Raw genomic sequence first — 17,464 nt, 5'->3', positions numbered from 1 at the left:
ATCTATTATCATTATTTCATCAAATATTTATTTCTTGATAAATTCACCTAAAATATCAACTGCTTTTTGTCTAGATTTATCTTTATCTTTGGAACCATTGTTTTCTAATTTATCACGTAGCTTATCTAAACGTTGTTGTAATTTATCACTAAGCACATCAGATACTATTTTGGCAATATCTAGTTGATAGTGTAAATTAGAAAATTGACCATATATACGTAGTGGTATAGTCACTTTTTGTAGTTTTGCAATAGTTTCACTTTTACTATTCCAACCACCTAATATTTTTATATTTAGATTAACATCTAAATCACGATTAACCATTCCCACTCTTCCTGAACTATCTATAACATCTAATGTTTCAGAGTTTGCATTGAGTGAATTAAGATCAATGTTACCTTGATTTATATAAGCATTGGTTGTGATTTTATGAAACTCAGTATATTTTTTATGATTTTCAGAACTTATATTACCATTGCTATATTTTGCGGCGGCATTTTCGATGATGCTTTGGATGTTAATATTATTTAGTTTAGCATTAGTAATGACGATATTAGCATTACCTTTAATGTTCTCTAATAATTTAGTTGTTGATAATGTATTGGCTTCTAATACTCCAGAAGCATTGAATATACCATCAAGATCATAAGCCATATTCATTTGCGTAAAAAATGAGCTTAAATTGATATTGCTAACTTTAGTATTCAATTTAACTTGTGGGTTTTTTTGTTTACCATTAGCGGTGCCGTTGGCAGCAATTTGCCCATTTGCAAAATTGAAAGTTAGATTTTTTAAGTTTGCTATACCATCTTGATTGTCAATTTCAACATTCAAATTATCTAATGCAATTTTATCCGCTTTGACTTCTTTGATATTTATTTTTGCTTTTCCATCAAATGAATTAAGCATACTTAATTCATTATTATTTTTGGAAACATTCGATACAACTGGCGAAGTTTGTTGAACGTTAGTACTTTTCGTTGAATTTTCATTTTTTTGGATGAAAGGTGTTAAATCAAATTTATTTGAATTTAATTGGAAATCGATCACCGGTTTGTTATCAAAACGGACATTGATCTTACTTGTAAAATCATTATCGTTAATTGAAAAAAACAAATTTTGGCTATCCAATTGCATTGGTGCTTTTTGATAATTAAATACACCAGTTACATTACCTTTTATCTTTTTTTCTGAATTGACTATGCCGCTAAACGTGTAATCCAATTTTTTTAAATCAATAACTGCTTTTTCAGGGAATTGGGCTAAATCAATATTGGCGTTTAATGAATAATATAAGTCTTGCTGGTTTTTATCGATGTTCCCATTGAGTTCAAGAGAAAGGTTTTTATCGTTATTTTTTTCTAATAACAGATTAATATTTCTGAAATTTATCAAATCATGATTATGCTGAAATGCAATTGTACTATCCGCTATTTCAAACTTATTTAAACTGAATTTCCAATCAGATGGATTTTTTTTATCTTCAGATGGTTGTTTTTCTGAAGAATTAGTTATGGCTTGAGTGCTATTTTTAGCATTTTCGCCTTTACTTTCATCCGTAATATTGATTGTTGCTGATTTAATAAATACATTTTTAATCGCTAAATTTTTTGAAAACAAAGGAAGGAGCTCAACATCAAGCCTCATGTTGTCAGCGGTTAAAAGAGGTTTTGTTGCACCGCTATCGGATAACTTAACCGAATCAGTTAAAATACTAACTTGAGGCCAGATATGCCAACGTAGATTGCCCTCTATAGTTAGTTCATACCCTGTTTTGTCTTTCACTGTTTGTGAGATGTAACCACGAAAATTATTAGGATCAACAAATATAATAAGGGAAGCGATACTGATAACAATGACCAAAATTAAGATAAATAGCGTAACCAATATTTTTTTTATCATATTAATGTCCTTTATTAAGGTTATGAACTGTATTAGTCTTTATCAATACGACTGGCGACAGCGCCATGTTGGTCTTTATACTTTGCATCTTGTCTGCGATTATATGGTCTAGAAGCTGGTCCACTAAGTGTTTCAAAACTTAATGCACCAATAGTCATACCAGGTCTAAGTGCTACTGGTATCTTTCCTGAGTTGTAAAATTCTAAAACAATTTGTCCATGCCAGCCTGGATCGATACGATGAGCAGTAACATGTACCATAAGTCCTAAGCGAGCTAATGATGAACGGCCATCTAACCAGCCAACCAAATCATCAGGAATCGTAACTGATTCGAGTGTTACTGCTAAAGCAAGTTCGCCAGGATGTAAATAAAATGCTTCACCTTCAGCTAATATCATCTCTTCGCTCATAACGCGATCTAGAACGGCTGCAACTTCTTCTTTAGGTCCACTTAAATCAATATAAGGTGTTGTATGCTCTCTGAAAGTACGAAATTGATTACCTAATCGAACATCTACTGTTGCTCCATTAATACAACTTGATGCAGGTTGTGGCGTGATTTTTAATTTACCACTATCTAAATATGCTTCAATATCACGGTCACATAATCTCATAAGTTATCCTTAAAGTCTGCTTTTTATCTTATTCTAGCAGGTTCTTTTGATGGCGTCGATGTTGGTTGGTTAAGGTTGTATCACCCAAGCTCGACCAAAATGATTGTAATAACCTGCTTGTTTACCTGCTTTGTTTCCAATACCTAGATAAAGATCAAAGTGATGACCTTTAATTGCACCGCCAACATCAAGCGCAACCATTAAACGAACTTCGCGCCTTCCACGATATTGACCATCATTATCAAGCAGTGGTACATCAACTAATACAACTGAACCGGTTGGGACTAATGTTTTATCTGATGCCACTGCTGCATTGGCAACTAAAGGTACTGCTGCTGCACCTTTTACTTCGGCGTTATATTGCGGTTTAAAAAACACAAATGATCGGTTTTGGATTAATAGCTCTTTGACTTTCTTTTCACTCTTACTTTTTGCCCAATCTCTTATGGATTGAATAGACATATCTTCTTTAGCGATCTCTCCTGATTCAACCAATAAGCGTCCTATACTTGAATAGCCATGGCCATTTTTTCCACCATAACAGAAGAAAACAAGCGGATTACCATCTTCAAAATCGATATAGGCACTTCCTTGGACTTCCATTATGAAATTGTCCATTAATGAATTACTGTAAGCGATCTCCAGTCCTTTTCCAGCTAATGCGCCATTGTAGATCTGTTCTCGACTTGGTAACTGCCCTTTAGATTGGGTTGGCATTCTATAAATTGGATATTTAAATTCACCAGTTGGTTGGTATCTAGCCTTAATAACCGGAGTGTAATAACCGGTTAGATGTACATTACCATATCCATCTTTACCCGCCATTTCATAACTTTTTAGACCCACTTTATGGAATTCTGCTGAGCCCAATGAGCGATTAATCCAAGCATCAACGGCTTTATAAATATGTTCATTTTTACGATACAAAGAAGGCGATGTTGTTTTTATTTTTTCAATTTGAATCGTATAGTCAGAAATATTTACAGGCACAGCTAAATGCGGACGACTGGCATTTAAATCATGTGGTAGTTTACCGTCTTTAAATTGTTTACTTGATGAATTAGGATCACTCTGGCATCCAGTAAGTAGTGACATGATAAATGCTAAACATAATAGATAAATGTGAAATTTGTTTTCTTTCATCTTGATAATTTATTGTAATAAGTTAAATGATATGGTTGGTTATGCTACACAATTCTATTATAAGAAACTACCAATAATTATGATATTGCTATAAAAATTTTTCATGTGATTGAGCTTGCGATTTAGCGCTGTAGACTTTATAGTCCTTTACTTCTTATAAAAAAACGAAAATTGTAAAAACGACAGGTAATCGATACGATGAACAGTACGTCTTCAAATAATGATCTTAAACGAAATCTCTCCAGTAGACATATTCAACTAATAGCAATAAGTGGTGCAATTGGTACGGGATTATTTATGGGTTCTGGGAAGACAATCAGCCTTGCCGGACCATCTATTGTTTTTGTGTACATGATTATTGGGTTTGTTTTATTTTTTGTTATGCGGGCAATGGGAGAAATTTTATTATCCAACCTAAATTATAAATCATTTAGTGATTTTGCTAACGATTTATTGGGTCCTTGGGCTGGTTTTTTTACTGGTTGGACTTATTGGTTTTGTTGGGTAATTACCGGAATTGCAGATGTTGTTGCTATCGCAGGATATGCTCAACACTGGTTTCCAGAACTACAAGCATGGATCCCAATGCTACTTACAGTTATTGTGCTTTTAACTTTGAATTTGTTAACTGTTAGGATGTTTGGTGAAACTGAGTTTTGGTTTTCTATGATCAAAATAGTGGCCATTTTAGCCTTGATAGCTATTGGACTTGTTTTAGTCTTCACGGCTTATCATTCAGAACAAACCAATACTACGGCTGCGTTTTCTAATCTTTGGGAGTATGGTGGTTTCTTTCCCCATGGTACGATGGGATTTTTTGCTGGTTTCCAAATTGCAATTTTTGCCTTTGTTGGTATTGAGCTTGTTGGAACTACAGCGGCTGAAACACTAGATCCAAATAAAAATTTACCACGGGCAATTAATTCAGTGCCAGCACGAATTATCTTTTTCTATGTTTTTGCTTTGATTATTATCATGAGTGTAACACCTTGGCAGTTTATTTCACCCAATAAAAGCCCATTTGTTGAACTATTTACCTTGATTGGCTTACCTGCTGCGGCAAGTATTATCAATTTTGTGGTATTAACTTCGGCGGCTTCTTCAGCAAATAGTGGTATTTACTCAACCAGTCGAATGTTGTTTGGTCTTGCTAAAAAACAAGATGCACCAGAACCATTTGGTAAATTATCAAGACGTTCAGTCCCAGCTAATGGTTTGTTATTTTCATGTACCTGCTTGTTCGGTGGGGTAGTACTGATTTATTTAGTACCAAATGTGATGGAAGCATTCACTATTGTAACGACTATTTCTGCCATTTTATTTATGTTTATTTGGTCGTTGATATTGATTTCCTATATTGCTTATCGCCGAAAAAAAGCTAATTTGCATCAAGAATCACAATTTAAAATGCCTGGTGGAATTTTTATGTGTTATGTTTGTTTAGCGTTTTTTGCTTTTGTGATTGTGTTATTGACATTTGAAGCTGATACTCGCCAAGCACTGATTGCAACACCACTATGGTTTATTATTTTAGGTGTGAGTTACTTTATTCGTTCATCAACACGCCAATAGCTCTCATCTTTAATCGGCAGGTTTACTGCCGATTATCAATTCCCTTATTATTTTTTAGGATTTATTTGGCCAAATAAAACTTGCAATAATACCTAAAGATAAAATGCCTAATACTATATAAAGGCTGAGAGTAGGGCTAATGTTAATACCATAATTAAATAGATGGTCGCTAGCATTTAAAGCCAGTTTTGCTGCGATAAAAAATAGTAGGCAGACTACAGCTTTGCCTAAATGAACAAGATATTGTTGCATTGCTTCTAAAACAAAATACATAGTCCGTAACCCTAAAATAGCGAAAATCATTGCACTATAAACAACGAGTGGTTCTTGGCTGACCGCGATTACTGCAGGAACAGAATCAAATGCAAACATAACATCACTCAACTCAATCACCACAACACATAAAAATAGTGGTGTTGCATATAAGGCACTTTTTGGCATTTTATGAATTAGGTCGCTATTTTCTGGCTTCGTTAACTCCGCGTTTAGTTGTTTTCGGGTTAATAAAAAGTGATGACCAACTATCTTAGGGTAAGAGGGAAAAATACGTTTAGCAATACGATAAGCAAAATGTTCTGAATAATCTTTTATTTTTTCATCTTGACCTTGGTTTTTCAGCATCATAAATCCAGTTAATGCAACCACTACTGAAAAGAACAATTCCATCCAAGGACCTAACGATAATAAACCTGTACCTATTACAACAAAAATAGCTCGGAAAATAATCGCCCCAATTACGCCCCAATAAAGTAATCGATGTCGATAATTGTTAGGGATCGCAAACCATGAAAACAGCGCCATAATAACGAATAAGTTGTCTACCGAAAGCGCTTTTTCAAGCACATAACCCGTGATAAATAAACTTGCTATCTCACTTCCATGGTGAAGATAAAGATAAAGTGCAAAACCTAATGCAACAGCAACCCAGAATAAAGACCATAATATTGCGCTGGTTAGGCTAATGGGTTTATCGTTATGGTGAGCATATAAATCAATTATAATCGCAGTTAAAGCCAAAATGACGAACATCAGTACAGTTTCGATTGGAAAACCTAATGAATGATGAATCATAGCCTTGTTACCTATATTAAATTATCTCTTGGATTAAATTCAAAAATGTAAAATATAATGGTATTTAGAACATTATTTTTAAAGAGACTGAGTATATATTGATAGGCTTATCAAAAAAAGATATATTTGTTTTCACACTAATATATTTAATAAATTTTTTGAGCATACATTCATGACAAATATAAGGGTATCTTTTCTATTTATCGTTTCTTTTTATTCAAGCTTATTGCAAGCACAATCGGTTGAACCATATATATCATCATTACCCAAAGGGAGTGATTTATCAATTTTAGTGCAAACTGTTGATGGCAATCCTAAAACATTAGCCAAATACAAAAGCGATCAATTTAAACAGCCTGCTAGTACACAAAAAGTAATAACTGCACTAGCTGCACAGCTTGAACTTGGTAATGATTTTCGGTTTGTTACTGGAATGTACGCGAATGGTTCAGTTAGTAATAAACAACTCAATGGTGATCTGATTATCAAATTGAGTGGTGATCCCACTTTTAGTCGAGAAAGATTAAAAAATATGATTAGCGCCCTTCGTCAAAAGGGTGTAGAAAAAATTTCAGGTAATGTTATTTTAGACACTTCAATTTTTGCTAGTCATGATAAAGCAGAAGGGTGGTCATGGAATAATTTAACTGCTTGTTACAATGCCCCTGCATCAGCTGCAACAATTGATGATAACTGCTTTTATGCAACAATTACCCCAGGTAAAGTAGGTGGTAAAGCATCAGTTTCTGTTTCATCTAATATTCCAGTTATGGTTTCAGGTGATGTCAGAACGATTTCCGCTAGTAGTAAAGATGCACATGATAAATATTGTGAGCTTGATGTTAATGCCGATAAAAATCGCTACTATTTATCTGGATGCATCGCTTCTAATGCGGATAAAACACCATTAAAATTTGCAGTAATGGATCCAACCGAATATTTTTCGACTGTTTTAAAAAATGAATTAAAACAACAAAAAATAACTTATGGTGGACGTGTTTTTGAAAGAAAACAAAAATCCACTGGTTCCTTAACGTTATTAACATCAAGTCAATCAGCACCGCTTTCTGAGTTAATAACGGTTATGCTCAAAAAATCAAATAATTTGTATGCTGACACCATTTTTAGAACACTTGGCGCACGCTATTATAATACTGCAGGAACATGGCGTAATGGTGGTGATGCGGTTAAACAAATCCTTCGCAAAAAAGCAGGTATTGACTTAGAAAACTTAGTGATTGCCGATGGCTCGGGTTTATCTCGTCTTAATCTAGTTAGCGCCAACAAACTAATGGAAGTGTTGCAGTATATTTCAGCACATAACAATCAACTCGCTTTTATTGAAAAATTACCAATTGCGGGTGTTGATGGAACGTTGCAAAACCGTAAAAGCTTCAGTCAAGCACCATTTAAAGATGTAGTTATGGCTAAAACAGGCTATATTCAAGGTAGTTATAATTTAGCCGGATTTATTCAAAAATCAGACGGACGTTATGTCGCTTTTGTTCAATTATTATCAGGGTATCGGGCTGATAGTAAAGGGGAACCTAAAAACGGGGCAGTTATGAAGTTCGAATCTGAGTTTTATAAAAATTTCATTAATTAGATTTGACTAATTTGAGAATTAAGATTTTGGGGCAATGTTATTTACTCATCGCCCTAAATTTTAAGTTAAAAATTTTCAGCTAAAAAACCACCACTTTGATGCTTCCAAAGTTGAGCATAAAGTCCATCTTTACTAAGCAACTCTTGATGTGTTCCTTGTTCGATGATTTTTCCTTGATCTAAAACGATTAATCGATCCATCGCCGCAATTGTAGATAATCGATGGGCAATAGCAATAACCGTTTTACCTTCCATTAACGTATATAAGCTTTCTTGAATAGCTTGTTCAATTTCTGAATCAAGCGCACTAGTTGCCTCATCTAACAATAGAATTGGTGCATTTTTTAAAATAACTCGAGCAATAGCGATACGTTGGCGTTGTCCTCCGGACAATTTAACCCCACGTTCACCAACAAAAGCATCATATCCAGTTCTTCCATTAGCATCTACTAAGGTTTCAATAAAACTATCGGCATGAGCTTTTTTAGCTGCGATTATCATCTCTTGTTCTGTGGCATGGTTATTACCGTATAATAAGTTATCTCTCACTGAACGGTGTAATAGTGAAGTATCTTGGGTAACCATACCAATTTGAGCGCGTAAGCTTTCTTGATTGACTTTGGTGATGTCTTGATTATCAATAAAAATATGACCATTTTGTAAATCATAAAATCGCAACAATAAATTGATTAAAGTGGATTTACCCGCCCCTGATCTGCCAACTAAACCGATCTTTTCACCTGGTTTAATGGTTAAATTTAAGTTGTCGATAATGGCATTGTTTAATTTTGCATCGTAACTAAAATTAATATTTTTAAATTCGATTTTACCATCAGTCACCTTAAGAGTTGGTGCATCAGGTTCATCGACAACGGTTTTCGCAACAGAAAACGTATTCATACCATCTTTAACCACGCCGATATTTTCAAATAATGCTGCCATTTCCCACATAATCCAATGTGAAAAGCCGTTCAATCTAAGTACGACAGCGGTTGTAGTGGCGATAGCTCCAACACCAATTAAATCATTAGTCCATAGCCATAATGATAAGCCAGTAGTACCAAGAACGAGGAAAATAGACAATAAATGATTAACAATTTCAAAACTACTAACTAAACGCATTTGTTTATTAACGGTAACTAAAAATTCGTCCATCGACTCTTGTGCATATTTTGCTTCATTGCCTGCATGAGAAAACAGTTTAACTGTCATAATATTCGTGTAAGCATCAGTCACTCGGCCAGTCATGGTTGAACGCGCATCAGCCTGCATACTAGCCACTTTACTTAGTCGTGGAATAAAGTAATACATCGCAATGCCATAAACAAAACACCAAACCATAAACGGTACTAATAACCAAAGATCTAACTGACCTATGATTGTTGCCATAGTAATAAACGAAATCAAAACATAGATAAAGATATCAGCAACCAAAAAGCAGGTATCCCTAACCGCAAGTGCGGTTTGCATCACTTTTGCTGATATACGGCCGGCAAATTCATCTTGGAAAAAGCGCATACTTTGATTTAGCACTAATCGATGTAGATTCCAACGCAGTCGCATTGGAAAGTTTCCCGCCAAACATTGATGTTTAATGATGGTTTGTAAGGCAATAATGATCGTGCTAGCTAATATAATAATCGTAAATACAATTAAGGTTGATTTTTCCTGCTGCCAAAATTGACTTGGTGAAACAGCTGCCAGCAAGTCAACAACTTTACCGAGTGCAGCATATAAAAAGGCTTCAAAAGCGCCAGCTAATGAACTCAGTATGATTAATAATAGAAGGAAAGAACGTGTGCCTTTCGTCGATTGCCAAATAAAACTAAAAAAACTTTTAGCCATCGGCTGTGGTTCATCTTGTGGATAAGGTGATACCAATTTTTCAAAAAATCGATACATATTAGACCTATTAGTTAAAAGGTTATTCATTGATAGCTTTACCAATGATCTAAAAAAGTGAGGTTTTTTATTACCAAATGCTGAGTGCTATAAGCTAAGTATGATATTTTTAAATTAAAAGAGACATCACTCCAATACCTATTAAACTAACATTAATAAAAATTAAAAAAAGTTGAGGAAAGGGGTTTTTGAGCTTTCCTCATGGCAAATTATATAGTGAAAAGTACTAGATTACTAATAATTGTCTTAAAAAACATCTTTAATAATTTGTACAACGCGTCCGACAATATTATATTTTTCGAAATGAGCTTTAGGAACCTCAATCGTTGGGTATTGATGATTATTACAAATCAAAATCCAATTTCCGAGTGATAGGCGAATTTTTCTTAGTAGAGTAAAATTCTCATATTCAATTAAATAAATTGCGCCATCGATTATTTCGTTTATTTCTGTATTAATAATTAATCCATTATTATTTTCGATTTCAGGTGCCATTAAATCACCTTTCGCCCAATAGATTATAAGTTTTTTGATATCTAAACCACGATGAGAAGCCCAACCTTCAACAATAGGATAATTCATTACTGGTGGCGTTTCACGTACGTAACGTTGATTTTGCGCCTCTTCTTTAGTTGGTAATTGTTTTTTATAAACCGGGATACGATAGATATTTTCATTATAAACTTCGTTATTATCATCGTCTTTAGGATCCAACACTTCCAATTTATAACCGGTAGCTAACCAGTTGAATGAAACATTACATTTTTCAGCAATTACTTCTAAACGAGTTAGTGAAGGGTAGGTTTTTCCAGACAAATAATCTCGTATTACCGTTTCTGACATATCACATTTTTTTGCAAAGGATGAAACAGATAATCCTTGCATTGACGAATGTAGCCTATCTTTAAAAGTTTTTACATTTTTATTTTTAATCATACTTATTTCGTTTTTATTTTTTCATCCGTTTGATAATTATATTGTATTTTTTATGAGTTTTACATATGAATTTGAATCAATCTTCTTAATTTTATTAAGTTTTAATGCGATTTTTTGTTTAAACGCGTTTTATATTATGGAAAAATATTCTTTTCTCGCATAAAAATAAAAAAACAGCGAGTGTTATAATAAGAAGTATGGCTTTTTTTTCCGTTTTATTGTCTTTGTTTTTCCGTTGAAAGTTCAAGTAGTTTTATAGATATTAAGTTTTTTTTAATGCGTAATTGATATTTATCAAATATATATTATTCTTATTTATATGTTGAGGGTTATTTTAACTTATTGATTTATAATGGTTAAAGTTATTTTTTAGCTAAAATTGCTACATTTGCCGAAAGGCAAATAAAAACGTTGACTAAAAAGAAAAAAAGTGGATAATAAGCAGCGTAAGGATTTTTCATTGTTTTCTTTCCTTATATTCCTTATATTTCATGTTGGCCCGTATATTTTATGCGGGTCTTTTTTTATCTAAATTAACTTGTCATGAAATCCCATCATAAAAAGAGTATAATCAATTCCAATATTTAATAATCTATTTGTTCGTTTAACTTGTTCAAATAGCGATACATTTTTAAATGAGGTTTTAATTATGTCATTTAGCATTCCACATCTATTAGTTTTTCTTGCCGTGGTGGTTCTCATTTTCGGAACAAAGAAGTTACGTAATTTAGGTTCTGATCTTGGTTCAGCATTGAAAGGTTTTAAAAAAGCGATGAATGATGATGTTGAAGATGATAATAAGCTTGATAAGAAATAACCCTATTTATTGATATGAAAACGCAATTTGATGTGGCCATCGTTGGTGGTGGATTGGTTGGTTTAGCAACTGCATGTGCTCTTAGCCAATCTAATTTAACTGTAGCTATTGTTGATGTTAACGTTAATGATAATCAAAATTTTGCTTTTGACGAAATAGGAATTAGAGCTTCTGCAATTAATGGCGCAAGTCAGCAATATTTTTCTCAAATTGGTATTTGGAACGATTTATGTGCGAGCGAACGCGTTAATGCTTTTAGCGAGATCGGAGTTTGGGAAAAAAACGGTTTAGCGCATCTTACTGCACATGCTAAAGATTATGGTTATCCAAATCTTGGGTATATCATCGAAAATAATTTAATTTCTTACTACCTGTATCAACATGCTCAAGCAAATTCAAATATCACTATTTTCAATTTGGCCGCTATAGACAATAGCTATAATGAAGATTATGCTTTTTTAACGCTTTCGGATAATACTCGGTTACAAGCAAAACTGATTATAGGTGCTGATGGCGCACACTCTTGGCTGCGCAGACAGGAAAAAATTTCTGTGTTTGAGCGTGATTACCTTCATCATGCAGTGATTACAACTGTTGAAACACAATATCCTCACCAAGCATGTGCTAGGCAGATTTTTTATCCCAATGGTATTGTGGCATTTTTACCACTTTGGCAACCCAATTACAGTTGTTTAGTATGGTCAACTAAACCAGAGCAAGCAGCTATTTTAACTTCGTTAACTGAATCTGAGTTTTGCCAAGAGCTGTTTAAATTAAGCGGTGATAAAGTAGGACAATGTCAGTTGGTCAATCCGAGAATGGTGTTTCCATTAAAAGCTCGGTTTGCAAAACAATTTATTAAACATCGATTAGTGCTAATTGGTGATGCTGCCCATACTATTCATCCATTGGCTGGTCAAGGAGTTAATTTAGGATTTGAAGATTCTGCATTATTGGTGGCAACCATTAATAAACTTATTGATGAACATAAAGATATTGGTTTAGTAGAAAACTTAAAATCATTCCAATTCACTCGCCGTAAAGATGCTTTAGTCATGTTAACCGCAATGCGAACTATTCAAGATATGTTTAATGGCGATAATGCTTTTAAAAAAATGGTGAGAACAGTTGGGATGAACGCAATTGATAACTTTTCGCCAATAAAGAAACGTCTCATCAAATATGCCATGAAAATTTAGTTTGTAAATTAATCCTGTAGCTAACACTACAGGATTATCATTAGTTTATTTAAAAGCTATTTGATAAGATGTTGGGATAAATGGAGATGCTGGAATTCTTAGCGGCCAGTAAGGATCTTTCAATAAACCTCGACCAATTGCAACTAAATCAGCATCGCCAGTACTTAATACATAATCAGCAAGATAAGGGTCTTCAAGCATACCAACAGTAATAATTGGCAAATTAGTGACCTTCCTAATAGCACGCGCTAAATAAACTTGGTATCCAGCATAAAATGGAGGCGTATGCTTTGGATCTAACTGACCATCACCACCGCCACTCACATCTAAAACATCTGCGCCTGCTTGTGCAAAACGTTTAGCAATTTGGCAACCATAATTAATATCGTAACCATTAGTACCGTATTCTTGAGCCGAAAACCGAACAATTAGTGGCATATCTTTTGGCATCACTGATTTTGCTGCTTTAATTACTTGTTCACCAAATAATAATTTATCCTTACCATATTCGTCCGTTCTAATATTCGTTTTTGATGAGCTGAATTGATGGATTAAATAACCATGTGCGCCGTGTATTTCAATTGCGTCAAAACCTGCTTCAACCGCACGTTTGGTTGATTGTTTAAATTTTTCGATAATATCAGCGATTTCACTTTTGGTTAATTCTCTTGGCATTTGATATTGCCATTTTGGATTCGCTTCGACGTTCCCATCATAGCGGATAGGAGAACAGGATACGACGTCAGACTCACCCAAAGCTTTACGTCCTGCATGGGCAATTTGAATAGCGATTTTTCCTTCTTGAGCATGAACCGCATCAACGATACGTTTAAGCTGATCGCGTTGCTCGTCATTCCATAGACCTAAGCAATTTGGCGATATTCGACCATTTGGAGCAATATTGGTCATTTCTAAAATTATTAAACCCACGCCACCAACCGCTCGTGAAACATAATGAACAAAGTGCCAATCATTAGCCAATCCGTCTTTTGCTTGATATTGACACATCGGCGGCATAACAATACGATTTTTGAGTGATAAATTTTTTACTTTAAATGGCGTATTAATATAGGCTATTTTAGCCATGGATGGCTCCTGTTTTTATTAATGGTGCAAATGTTTAAGTTAACTGACGAATAGTATATAGTGTTTAAAAACGGATTATTAGAGCAAATAAACGTTAAAAAACCCCGTTCCTCAACTTTTTTTTGCAATTAAATCGTTTATGGTTTGCGAACTGATTTAAGATAGTAGAGCCAACATAATAAACCCAATAATCCTAAAACTGTTCCAGCAATAATTATCGCGATCCAACCATAGTTGCTATACAAATAAGTAGAAGCGATAGAACCCAACATGCCTCCGATAAAATAACTTACCATATAACCAGTGTTCATACGGCTACGTGCTTCTGGTCGAATTTGATAAATGGCGTTCATGTTTGATACATGAGTAACTTGAACAGCAAAATCCAGCAATACTACCCCAATAATTAAGGCTAAAAGTGAATATTCAGCAAGAGAAAGTGGTACCCATGAAGCAAGAAGTAATATTAGGCCAATGGTCGTGGCTAAAAAGCCTTTTCCTTTGTCTGATAATTTGCCAACGATAGGTGAACCTAGTGCACCAGCGGCACCGGCTAAGCCGAATAAACCGATTATAAAATCAGAATAATAGTAAGGTTTATTACTTAATAAAAAGGCAAGCGGCGTCCATAACAGTGAAAATAACGCAAAGGAAATAACTGCTAACAATGAGCGAATTCGTAAAACAGGTTCTTGTTTATATAGTGAGCCAATTGATAATAACAGTTGAAAATAGTTAATACTGATGGTGTTATTATAAGTTGGTAATGATAACCAAAGTAGCAAAGTAACAATGATCATTACTGACGCGGCAATCCAATAAACATAATGCCAATCTGTCATCGAAGAAACAAAACCTGCGAATGCACGACCTAATAATATACCTAGCAACATACCACTCATCAATGTACCGACAATTTTACCTCGATGCTCTGGTCGTGATAGTGTTGCGGCAAATGGAATTAATACTTGGGCTACGGTTGAAAATAGACCTGTAATAGCCGTACCAAGCATAAGTAACCATAAGTTTTGTGAAGTTGCACTAATAATTAGCCCACAGGTTGATAATATCATCAAGGTCAATATTAATCGTTTACGTTCTATTTTGTCACCCAGTGGGGTAATGAACAGCAAGCCAACAGCATAACTAAATTGTGCAGCCATAATGATAAAACCTGCATGTTTAATTGCAATATGTAAATCATTAGTTATCGAGTGTAATAGTGGTTGCGCATAATAATTACTCGCTACCGCGACGCCAATGGCAAATGCCATTAGGAATACTAACCATGCAGATAGCCCTTGAGCTTGTTTGTTATTCATAATAAACAATTTGGAAAATAAATAATGTGTAATTATATATCAAAAGGTTGTTAGATACTGATAGATTGTGTTGATTATTGATTTAATAGATTATAAATAGGTGTTGCTAAGCCAATTTTTGCATTTTCCGATTTTAGTTTATACCAATAACCATTCGATTCATCTAGACATTTAGTATTGCCTTTGATCTCACAGTAAATAGGCACAATATTTAAATGAAAATGGCTAAAAGTATGTCGAAATGCAATTAACTGTTTGGGTTTGCTAGTTTTAATACCATGGCTGTCTAGCCAGTCAGTTAATGCTTGCTCGCTTGCAAATTGTGGTAAACAATATAATCCGCCCCAAATACCAGCAGGCGGTCTTTTTTCAAGCCAAATCATGTTGTCATGTTCAAGCATTAAAAAGTAGGCGGTTTTTTCAGGAATAGTCTTTTTAGGTTTTTTAGTTGGATATTGTTGCCAACTGTCGGTCTTATAAGCAATACATAATTGATGTAAAGGGCATAAAGTGCATTTGGGTTTAGAACGAGTACAAACCATTGCACCAATATCCATCATGGCTTGATTAAATTTAGCAACTTCATTTTTAGGCGTGACTTGCTCACTTAATTGCCAAAGTTGATTTTCGACATTTTTATTACCAGGCCATCCGTCTATAGCAAAAGTTCGGGTTAAAACCCGTTTTACGTTACCATCTAATATTGGATAATGTTGATTTTGTGATAGAGATAGGATAGCCCCAGCGGTTGAGCGCCCAACGCCTGGTAAGGCGATAACATCCTCAAATTTGGTTGGAAATTTTCCCCCAAACTTGTCAGCTATAACTTGTGCTGCTTTATGTAAATTACGAGCACGTGCATAATAACCAAGGCCAGTCCAAAGATGTAAGATATCGTCAATTGGAGCCTTAGCTAAATCGGTAATTTTAGGAAACTGTTTAATAAAGCGCTTAAAGTATGGAATAACAGTTGCAACTTGTGTTTGCTGCAGCATAACCTCTGACAACCAAACATGATAAGGGCTTTTTTCAATTTGCCATGGTAATGATTTTCTGCCGTACTGTTCATACCAGTTGAGTACGGCATTTGAAAAACTTAAATTAGTCATTACATGACAGCGGTAATAGAATCACTAGGATAACAACCAAGCACTTTAGTATATAAAGTGATGGAAGCTAATTCTTTAAGTGCGATCTGCATTTCGTAATCGTTAATATTACCTTGTAAATCAATATAAAACATCTCTTCCCAAGATGTGCCATGGATAGGGCGTGATTCAAGTTTTGTCATAACAATATTATGATTACGTAATACGGATAAAGCATCTACCAAAGCCCCAGCTTGTTGGCCCGTTTTCATCAAGATTGTAGTTTTGGCCGGAATTTGATCGGAAACTTCAATCGATTCACGCGATAACACAATAAAGCGGGTGATATTTTCTTTTTGATTAGCAAAATTGTGCTCCAGAACTTGTAAGCCATATAATTCACCACCGTCTTTATTTCCCATAGCTGCAATGTTTGGTTGATTTAATTTAGCTACGGTTTCCATTGCTGACGAAGTGCTATCACAATAAACAATTTTCCAATGCGGATACTTTTCTAAGAAATTACTACATTGTTGGAATGGTTGCGGGTGGCTATAAATAGTATCTATTTGCTCAAGTTTAGTGTTAGGAAGAGCTAAAATGCAGTGATCAATCATTAAGGATAGTTCACCAATAATATGTAAATTGGTTTTTTGTAACAAATCATACACTTCATTAATAGATCCCGAACTCGAGTTTTCTATCGGTACAATTCCATAATCAACAACTTTTGATTCAATCTTTTCAAAAACATCTTTAAATGTATTACAACTTGATTCAGTCAATTGATCAAAATGGGCACTAGCATAACGGCGAGTTGCTGAATGTGAATATGAACCTTTTGGTCCTAAGAAAGCAATTTTAGCTGATGAGATAACGCCTTGGTTGAGTTTTTCTTGTAAAAATTTCTGTTGTAGTAGAACCGAATCTTCAATAATAATTTGGTATAAACGCTTAATTAATAGGTCATCAAGATGATATTGTTTACCTTGTTCGATTAATGCCTTAATCAATGAACGTTCACGATCTAAATCACGCACAGGGATATTTGCTTTTATTTTAGCCTGGATAACTTCGGCTGAAATTTGGCGTCTTTCAGCAATGATTTCAATTAATTTTTGATCAAGTTGGTTAATTTTGTTTCGTAAAGGCAATAAAGGACTGGTTGTCATATTCATTAATAGATTAAAAATTAGATGGGTAATAT

At 34.3% G+C, this 17,464-nt stretch carries 14 protein-coding genes; 4 read left to right on the top strand and 10 right to left on the bottom strand.

Annotated features, from left to right (window positions below; all coding sequences use genetic code 11):
* Window positions 1-27 precede the first annotated feature (27 nt).
* The 3 genes from asmA to mltA all read right to left on the bottom strand — a co-directional run bounded on the left by asmA (window position 28) and on the right by mltA (window position 3,659).
* Window positions 28-1,902, bottom strand: a complete 1,875-nt coding sequence (asmA, locus tag J3T98_RS03880; protein WP_267362184.1) for an outer membrane assembly protein AsmA — start codon at window positions 1,900-1,902, stop codon at window positions 28-30.
* A 32-nt stretch (window positions 1,903-1,934) separates the two neighbouring features.
* Window positions 1,935-2,516, bottom strand: a complete 582-nt coding sequence (gene dcd / locus J3T98_RS03875; RefSeq protein ID WP_065562238.1) for a dCTP deaminase — start codon at window positions 2,514-2,516, stop codon at window positions 1,935-1,937.
* Window positions 2,517-2,585: 69 nt separating this feature from the next.
* The gene (gene mltA / locus J3T98_RS03870; RefSeq protein WP_267362183.1) at window positions 2,586-3,659 is read right to left on the bottom strand and encodes a murein transglycosylase A; all 1,074 of its coding nucleotides are present in this window, start codon (window positions 3,657-3,659) and stop codon (window positions 2,586-2,588) included.
* A 198-nt stretch (window positions 3,660-3,857) separates the two neighbouring features.
* Here mltA and cycA point away from each other — a divergent pair, with 198 nt between their 5' ends.
* Window positions 3,858-5,231: a D-serine/D-alanine/glycine transporter gene (gene cycA, locus J3T98_RS03865; RefSeq protein ID WP_267331218.1), complete on the top strand. Its 1,374-nt coding sequence runs from the start codon at window positions 3,858-3,860 to the stop codon at window positions 5,229-5,231.
* Window positions 5,232-5,285: 54 nt separating this feature from the next.
* On the opposite strand, the gene J3T98_RS03860 is transcribed toward cycA, so the two are convergent.
* Complete coding sequence (locus J3T98_RS03860) at window positions 5,286-6,302, bottom strand: TerC/Alx family metal homeostasis membrane protein (protein WP_267331219.1); 1,017 nt, start codon at window positions 6,300-6,302, stop codon at window positions 5,286-5,288.
* Window positions 6,303-6,474: 172 nt separating this feature from the next.
* Here J3T98_RS03860 and dacB point away from each other — a divergent pair, with 172 nt between their 5' ends.
* Window positions 6,475-7,908 carry a serine-type D-Ala-D-Ala carboxypeptidase gene (gene dacB, locus J3T98_RS03855; protein ID WP_267362182.1) on the top strand — a complete coding sequence of 478 codons (1,434 nt, stop codon included), beginning with the start codon at window positions 6,475-6,477 and terminating at the stop codon, window positions 7,906-7,908.
* Window positions 7,909-7,973: 65 nt separating this feature from the next.
* Here dacB and J3T98_RS03850 read toward each other — a convergent pair whose 3' ends face one another.
* Window positions 7,974-9,809 carry an ABC transporter ATP-binding protein gene (locus J3T98_RS03850; protein ID WP_267362181.1) on the bottom strand — a complete coding sequence of 612 codons (1,836 nt, stop codon included), beginning with the start codon at window positions 9,807-9,809 and terminating at the stop codon, window positions 7,974-7,976.
* 246 nt (window positions 9,810-10,055) lie between these two features.
* Window positions 10,056-10,745 carry a LexA family transcriptional regulator gene (locus J3T98_RS03845; RefSeq protein WP_065562232.1) on the bottom strand — a complete coding sequence of 230 codons (690 nt, stop codon included), beginning with the start codon at window positions 10,743-10,745 and terminating at the stop codon, window positions 10,056-10,058.
* Window positions 10,746-11,391: 646 nt separating this feature from the next.
* On the opposite strand from J3T98_RS03845, the gene tatA reads away from it, so the two are divergent.
* Window positions 11,392-11,562, top strand: a complete 171-nt coding sequence (gene tatA / locus J3T98_RS03840) for a Sec-independent protein translocase subunit TatA (RefSeq protein ID WP_141673909.1) — start codon at window positions 11,392-11,394, stop codon at window positions 11,560-11,562.
* Between the two features lie 14 nt (window positions 11,563-11,576).
* Window positions 11,577-12,761: an FAD-dependent monooxygenase gene (locus J3T98_RS03835; RefSeq protein WP_267342570.1), complete on the top strand. Its 1,185-nt coding sequence runs from the start codon at window positions 11,577-11,579 to the stop codon at window positions 12,759-12,761.
* Window positions 12,762-12,806: 45 nt separating this feature from the next.
* Here the strand turns inward: J3T98_RS03835 and J3T98_RS03830 are convergent, their stop codons facing one another.
* From J3T98_RS03830 to pheA, 4 genes are all read right to left on the bottom strand, one after another.
* Window positions 12,807-13,847, bottom strand: a complete 1,041-nt coding sequence (locus J3T98_RS03830; RefSeq protein WP_267362180.1) for an NADH:flavin oxidoreductase/NADH oxidase — start codon at window positions 13,845-13,847, stop codon at window positions 12,807-12,809.
* A 137-nt stretch (window positions 13,848-13,984) separates the two neighbouring features.
* On the bottom strand, window positions 13,985-15,169 hold the full coding sequence (locus J3T98_RS03825; RefSeq protein ID WP_267362179.1) for an MFS transporter: 1,185 nt from the start codon (window positions 15,167-15,169) through the stop codon (window positions 13,985-13,987).
* Between the two features lie 74 nt (window positions 15,170-15,243).
* Complete coding sequence (gene mutY, locus J3T98_RS03820) at window positions 15,244-16,278, bottom strand: A/G-specific adenine glycosylase (protein ID WP_267362178.1); 1,035 nt, start codon at window positions 16,276-16,278, stop codon at window positions 15,244-15,246.
* A complete protein-coding gene (gene pheA / locus J3T98_RS03815) occupies window positions 16,278-17,429 on the bottom strand; it encodes a bifunctional chorismate mutase/prephenate dehydratase (RefSeq protein ID WP_065562227.1) in 1,152 nt (383 codons plus the stop codon). The genes mutY and pheA overlap by 1 nt, the downstream gene beginning before the upstream one ends.
* Between the last annotated feature and the right edge of the window lie 35 nt (window positions 17,430-17,464).

The sequence above is a fragment of the Gilliamella sp. B2772 genome, assembly GCF_026536985.1.
GTDB lineage: Bacteria > Pseudomonadota > Gammaproteobacteria > Enterobacterales > Orbaceae > Gilliamella > Gilliamella apicola_E.
This window is presented reverse-complemented; position numbering and strand designations above follow the sequence as displayed.

Excerpts from the sequence above, each read along its gene's own strand:
- asmA (WP_267362184.1), bottom strand. The coding sequence starts at position 1,902 with ATGATAAAAAAAATATTGGTTACGCTATTTATCTTAATTTTGGTCATT.
- dcd (WP_065562238.1), bottom strand. The coding sequence starts at position 2,516 with ATGAGATTATGTGACCGTGATATTGAAGCATATTTAGATAGTGGTAAA.
- mltA (WP_267362183.1), bottom strand. The coding sequence starts at position 3,659 with ATGAAAGAAAACAAATTTCACATTTATCTATTATGTTTAGCATTTATC.
- cycA (WP_267331218.1), top strand. The coding sequence starts at position 3,858 with ATGAACAGTACGTCTTCAAATAATGATCTTAAACGAAATCTCTCCAGT.
- J3T98_RS03860 (WP_267331219.1), bottom strand. The coding sequence starts at position 6,302 with ATGATTCATCATTCATTAGGTTTTCCAATCGAAACTGTACTGATGTTC.
- dacB (WP_267362182.1), top strand. The coding sequence starts at position 6,475 with ATGACAAATATAAGGGTATCTTTTCTATTTATCGTTTCTTTTTATTCA.
- J3T98_RS03850 (WP_267362181.1), bottom strand. The coding sequence starts at position 9,809 with ATGTATCGATTTTTTGAAAAATTGGTATCACCTTATCCACAAGATGAA.
- J3T98_RS03845 (WP_065562232.1), bottom strand. The coding sequence starts at position 10,745 with ATGATTAAAAATAAAAATGTAAAAACTTTTAAAGATAGGCTACATTCG.
- J3T98_RS03835 (WP_267342570.1), top strand. The coding sequence starts at position 11,577 with ATGAAAACGCAATTTGATGTGGCCATCGTTGGTGGTGGATTGGTTGGT.
- J3T98_RS03830 (WP_267362180.1), bottom strand. The coding sequence starts at position 13,847 with ATGGCTAAAATAGCCTATATTAATACGCCATTTAAAGTAAAAAATTTA.
- J3T98_RS03825 (WP_267362179.1), bottom strand. The coding sequence starts at position 15,169 with ATGAATAACAAACAAGCTCAAGGGCTATCTGCATGGTTAGTATTCCTA.
- mutY (WP_267362178.1), bottom strand. The coding sequence starts at position 16,278 with ATGACTAATTTAAGTTTTTCAAATGCCGTACTCAACTGGTATGAACAG.
- pheA (WP_065562227.1), bottom strand. The coding sequence starts at position 17,429 with ATGACAACCAGTCCTTTATTGCCTTTACGAAACAAAATTAACCAACTT.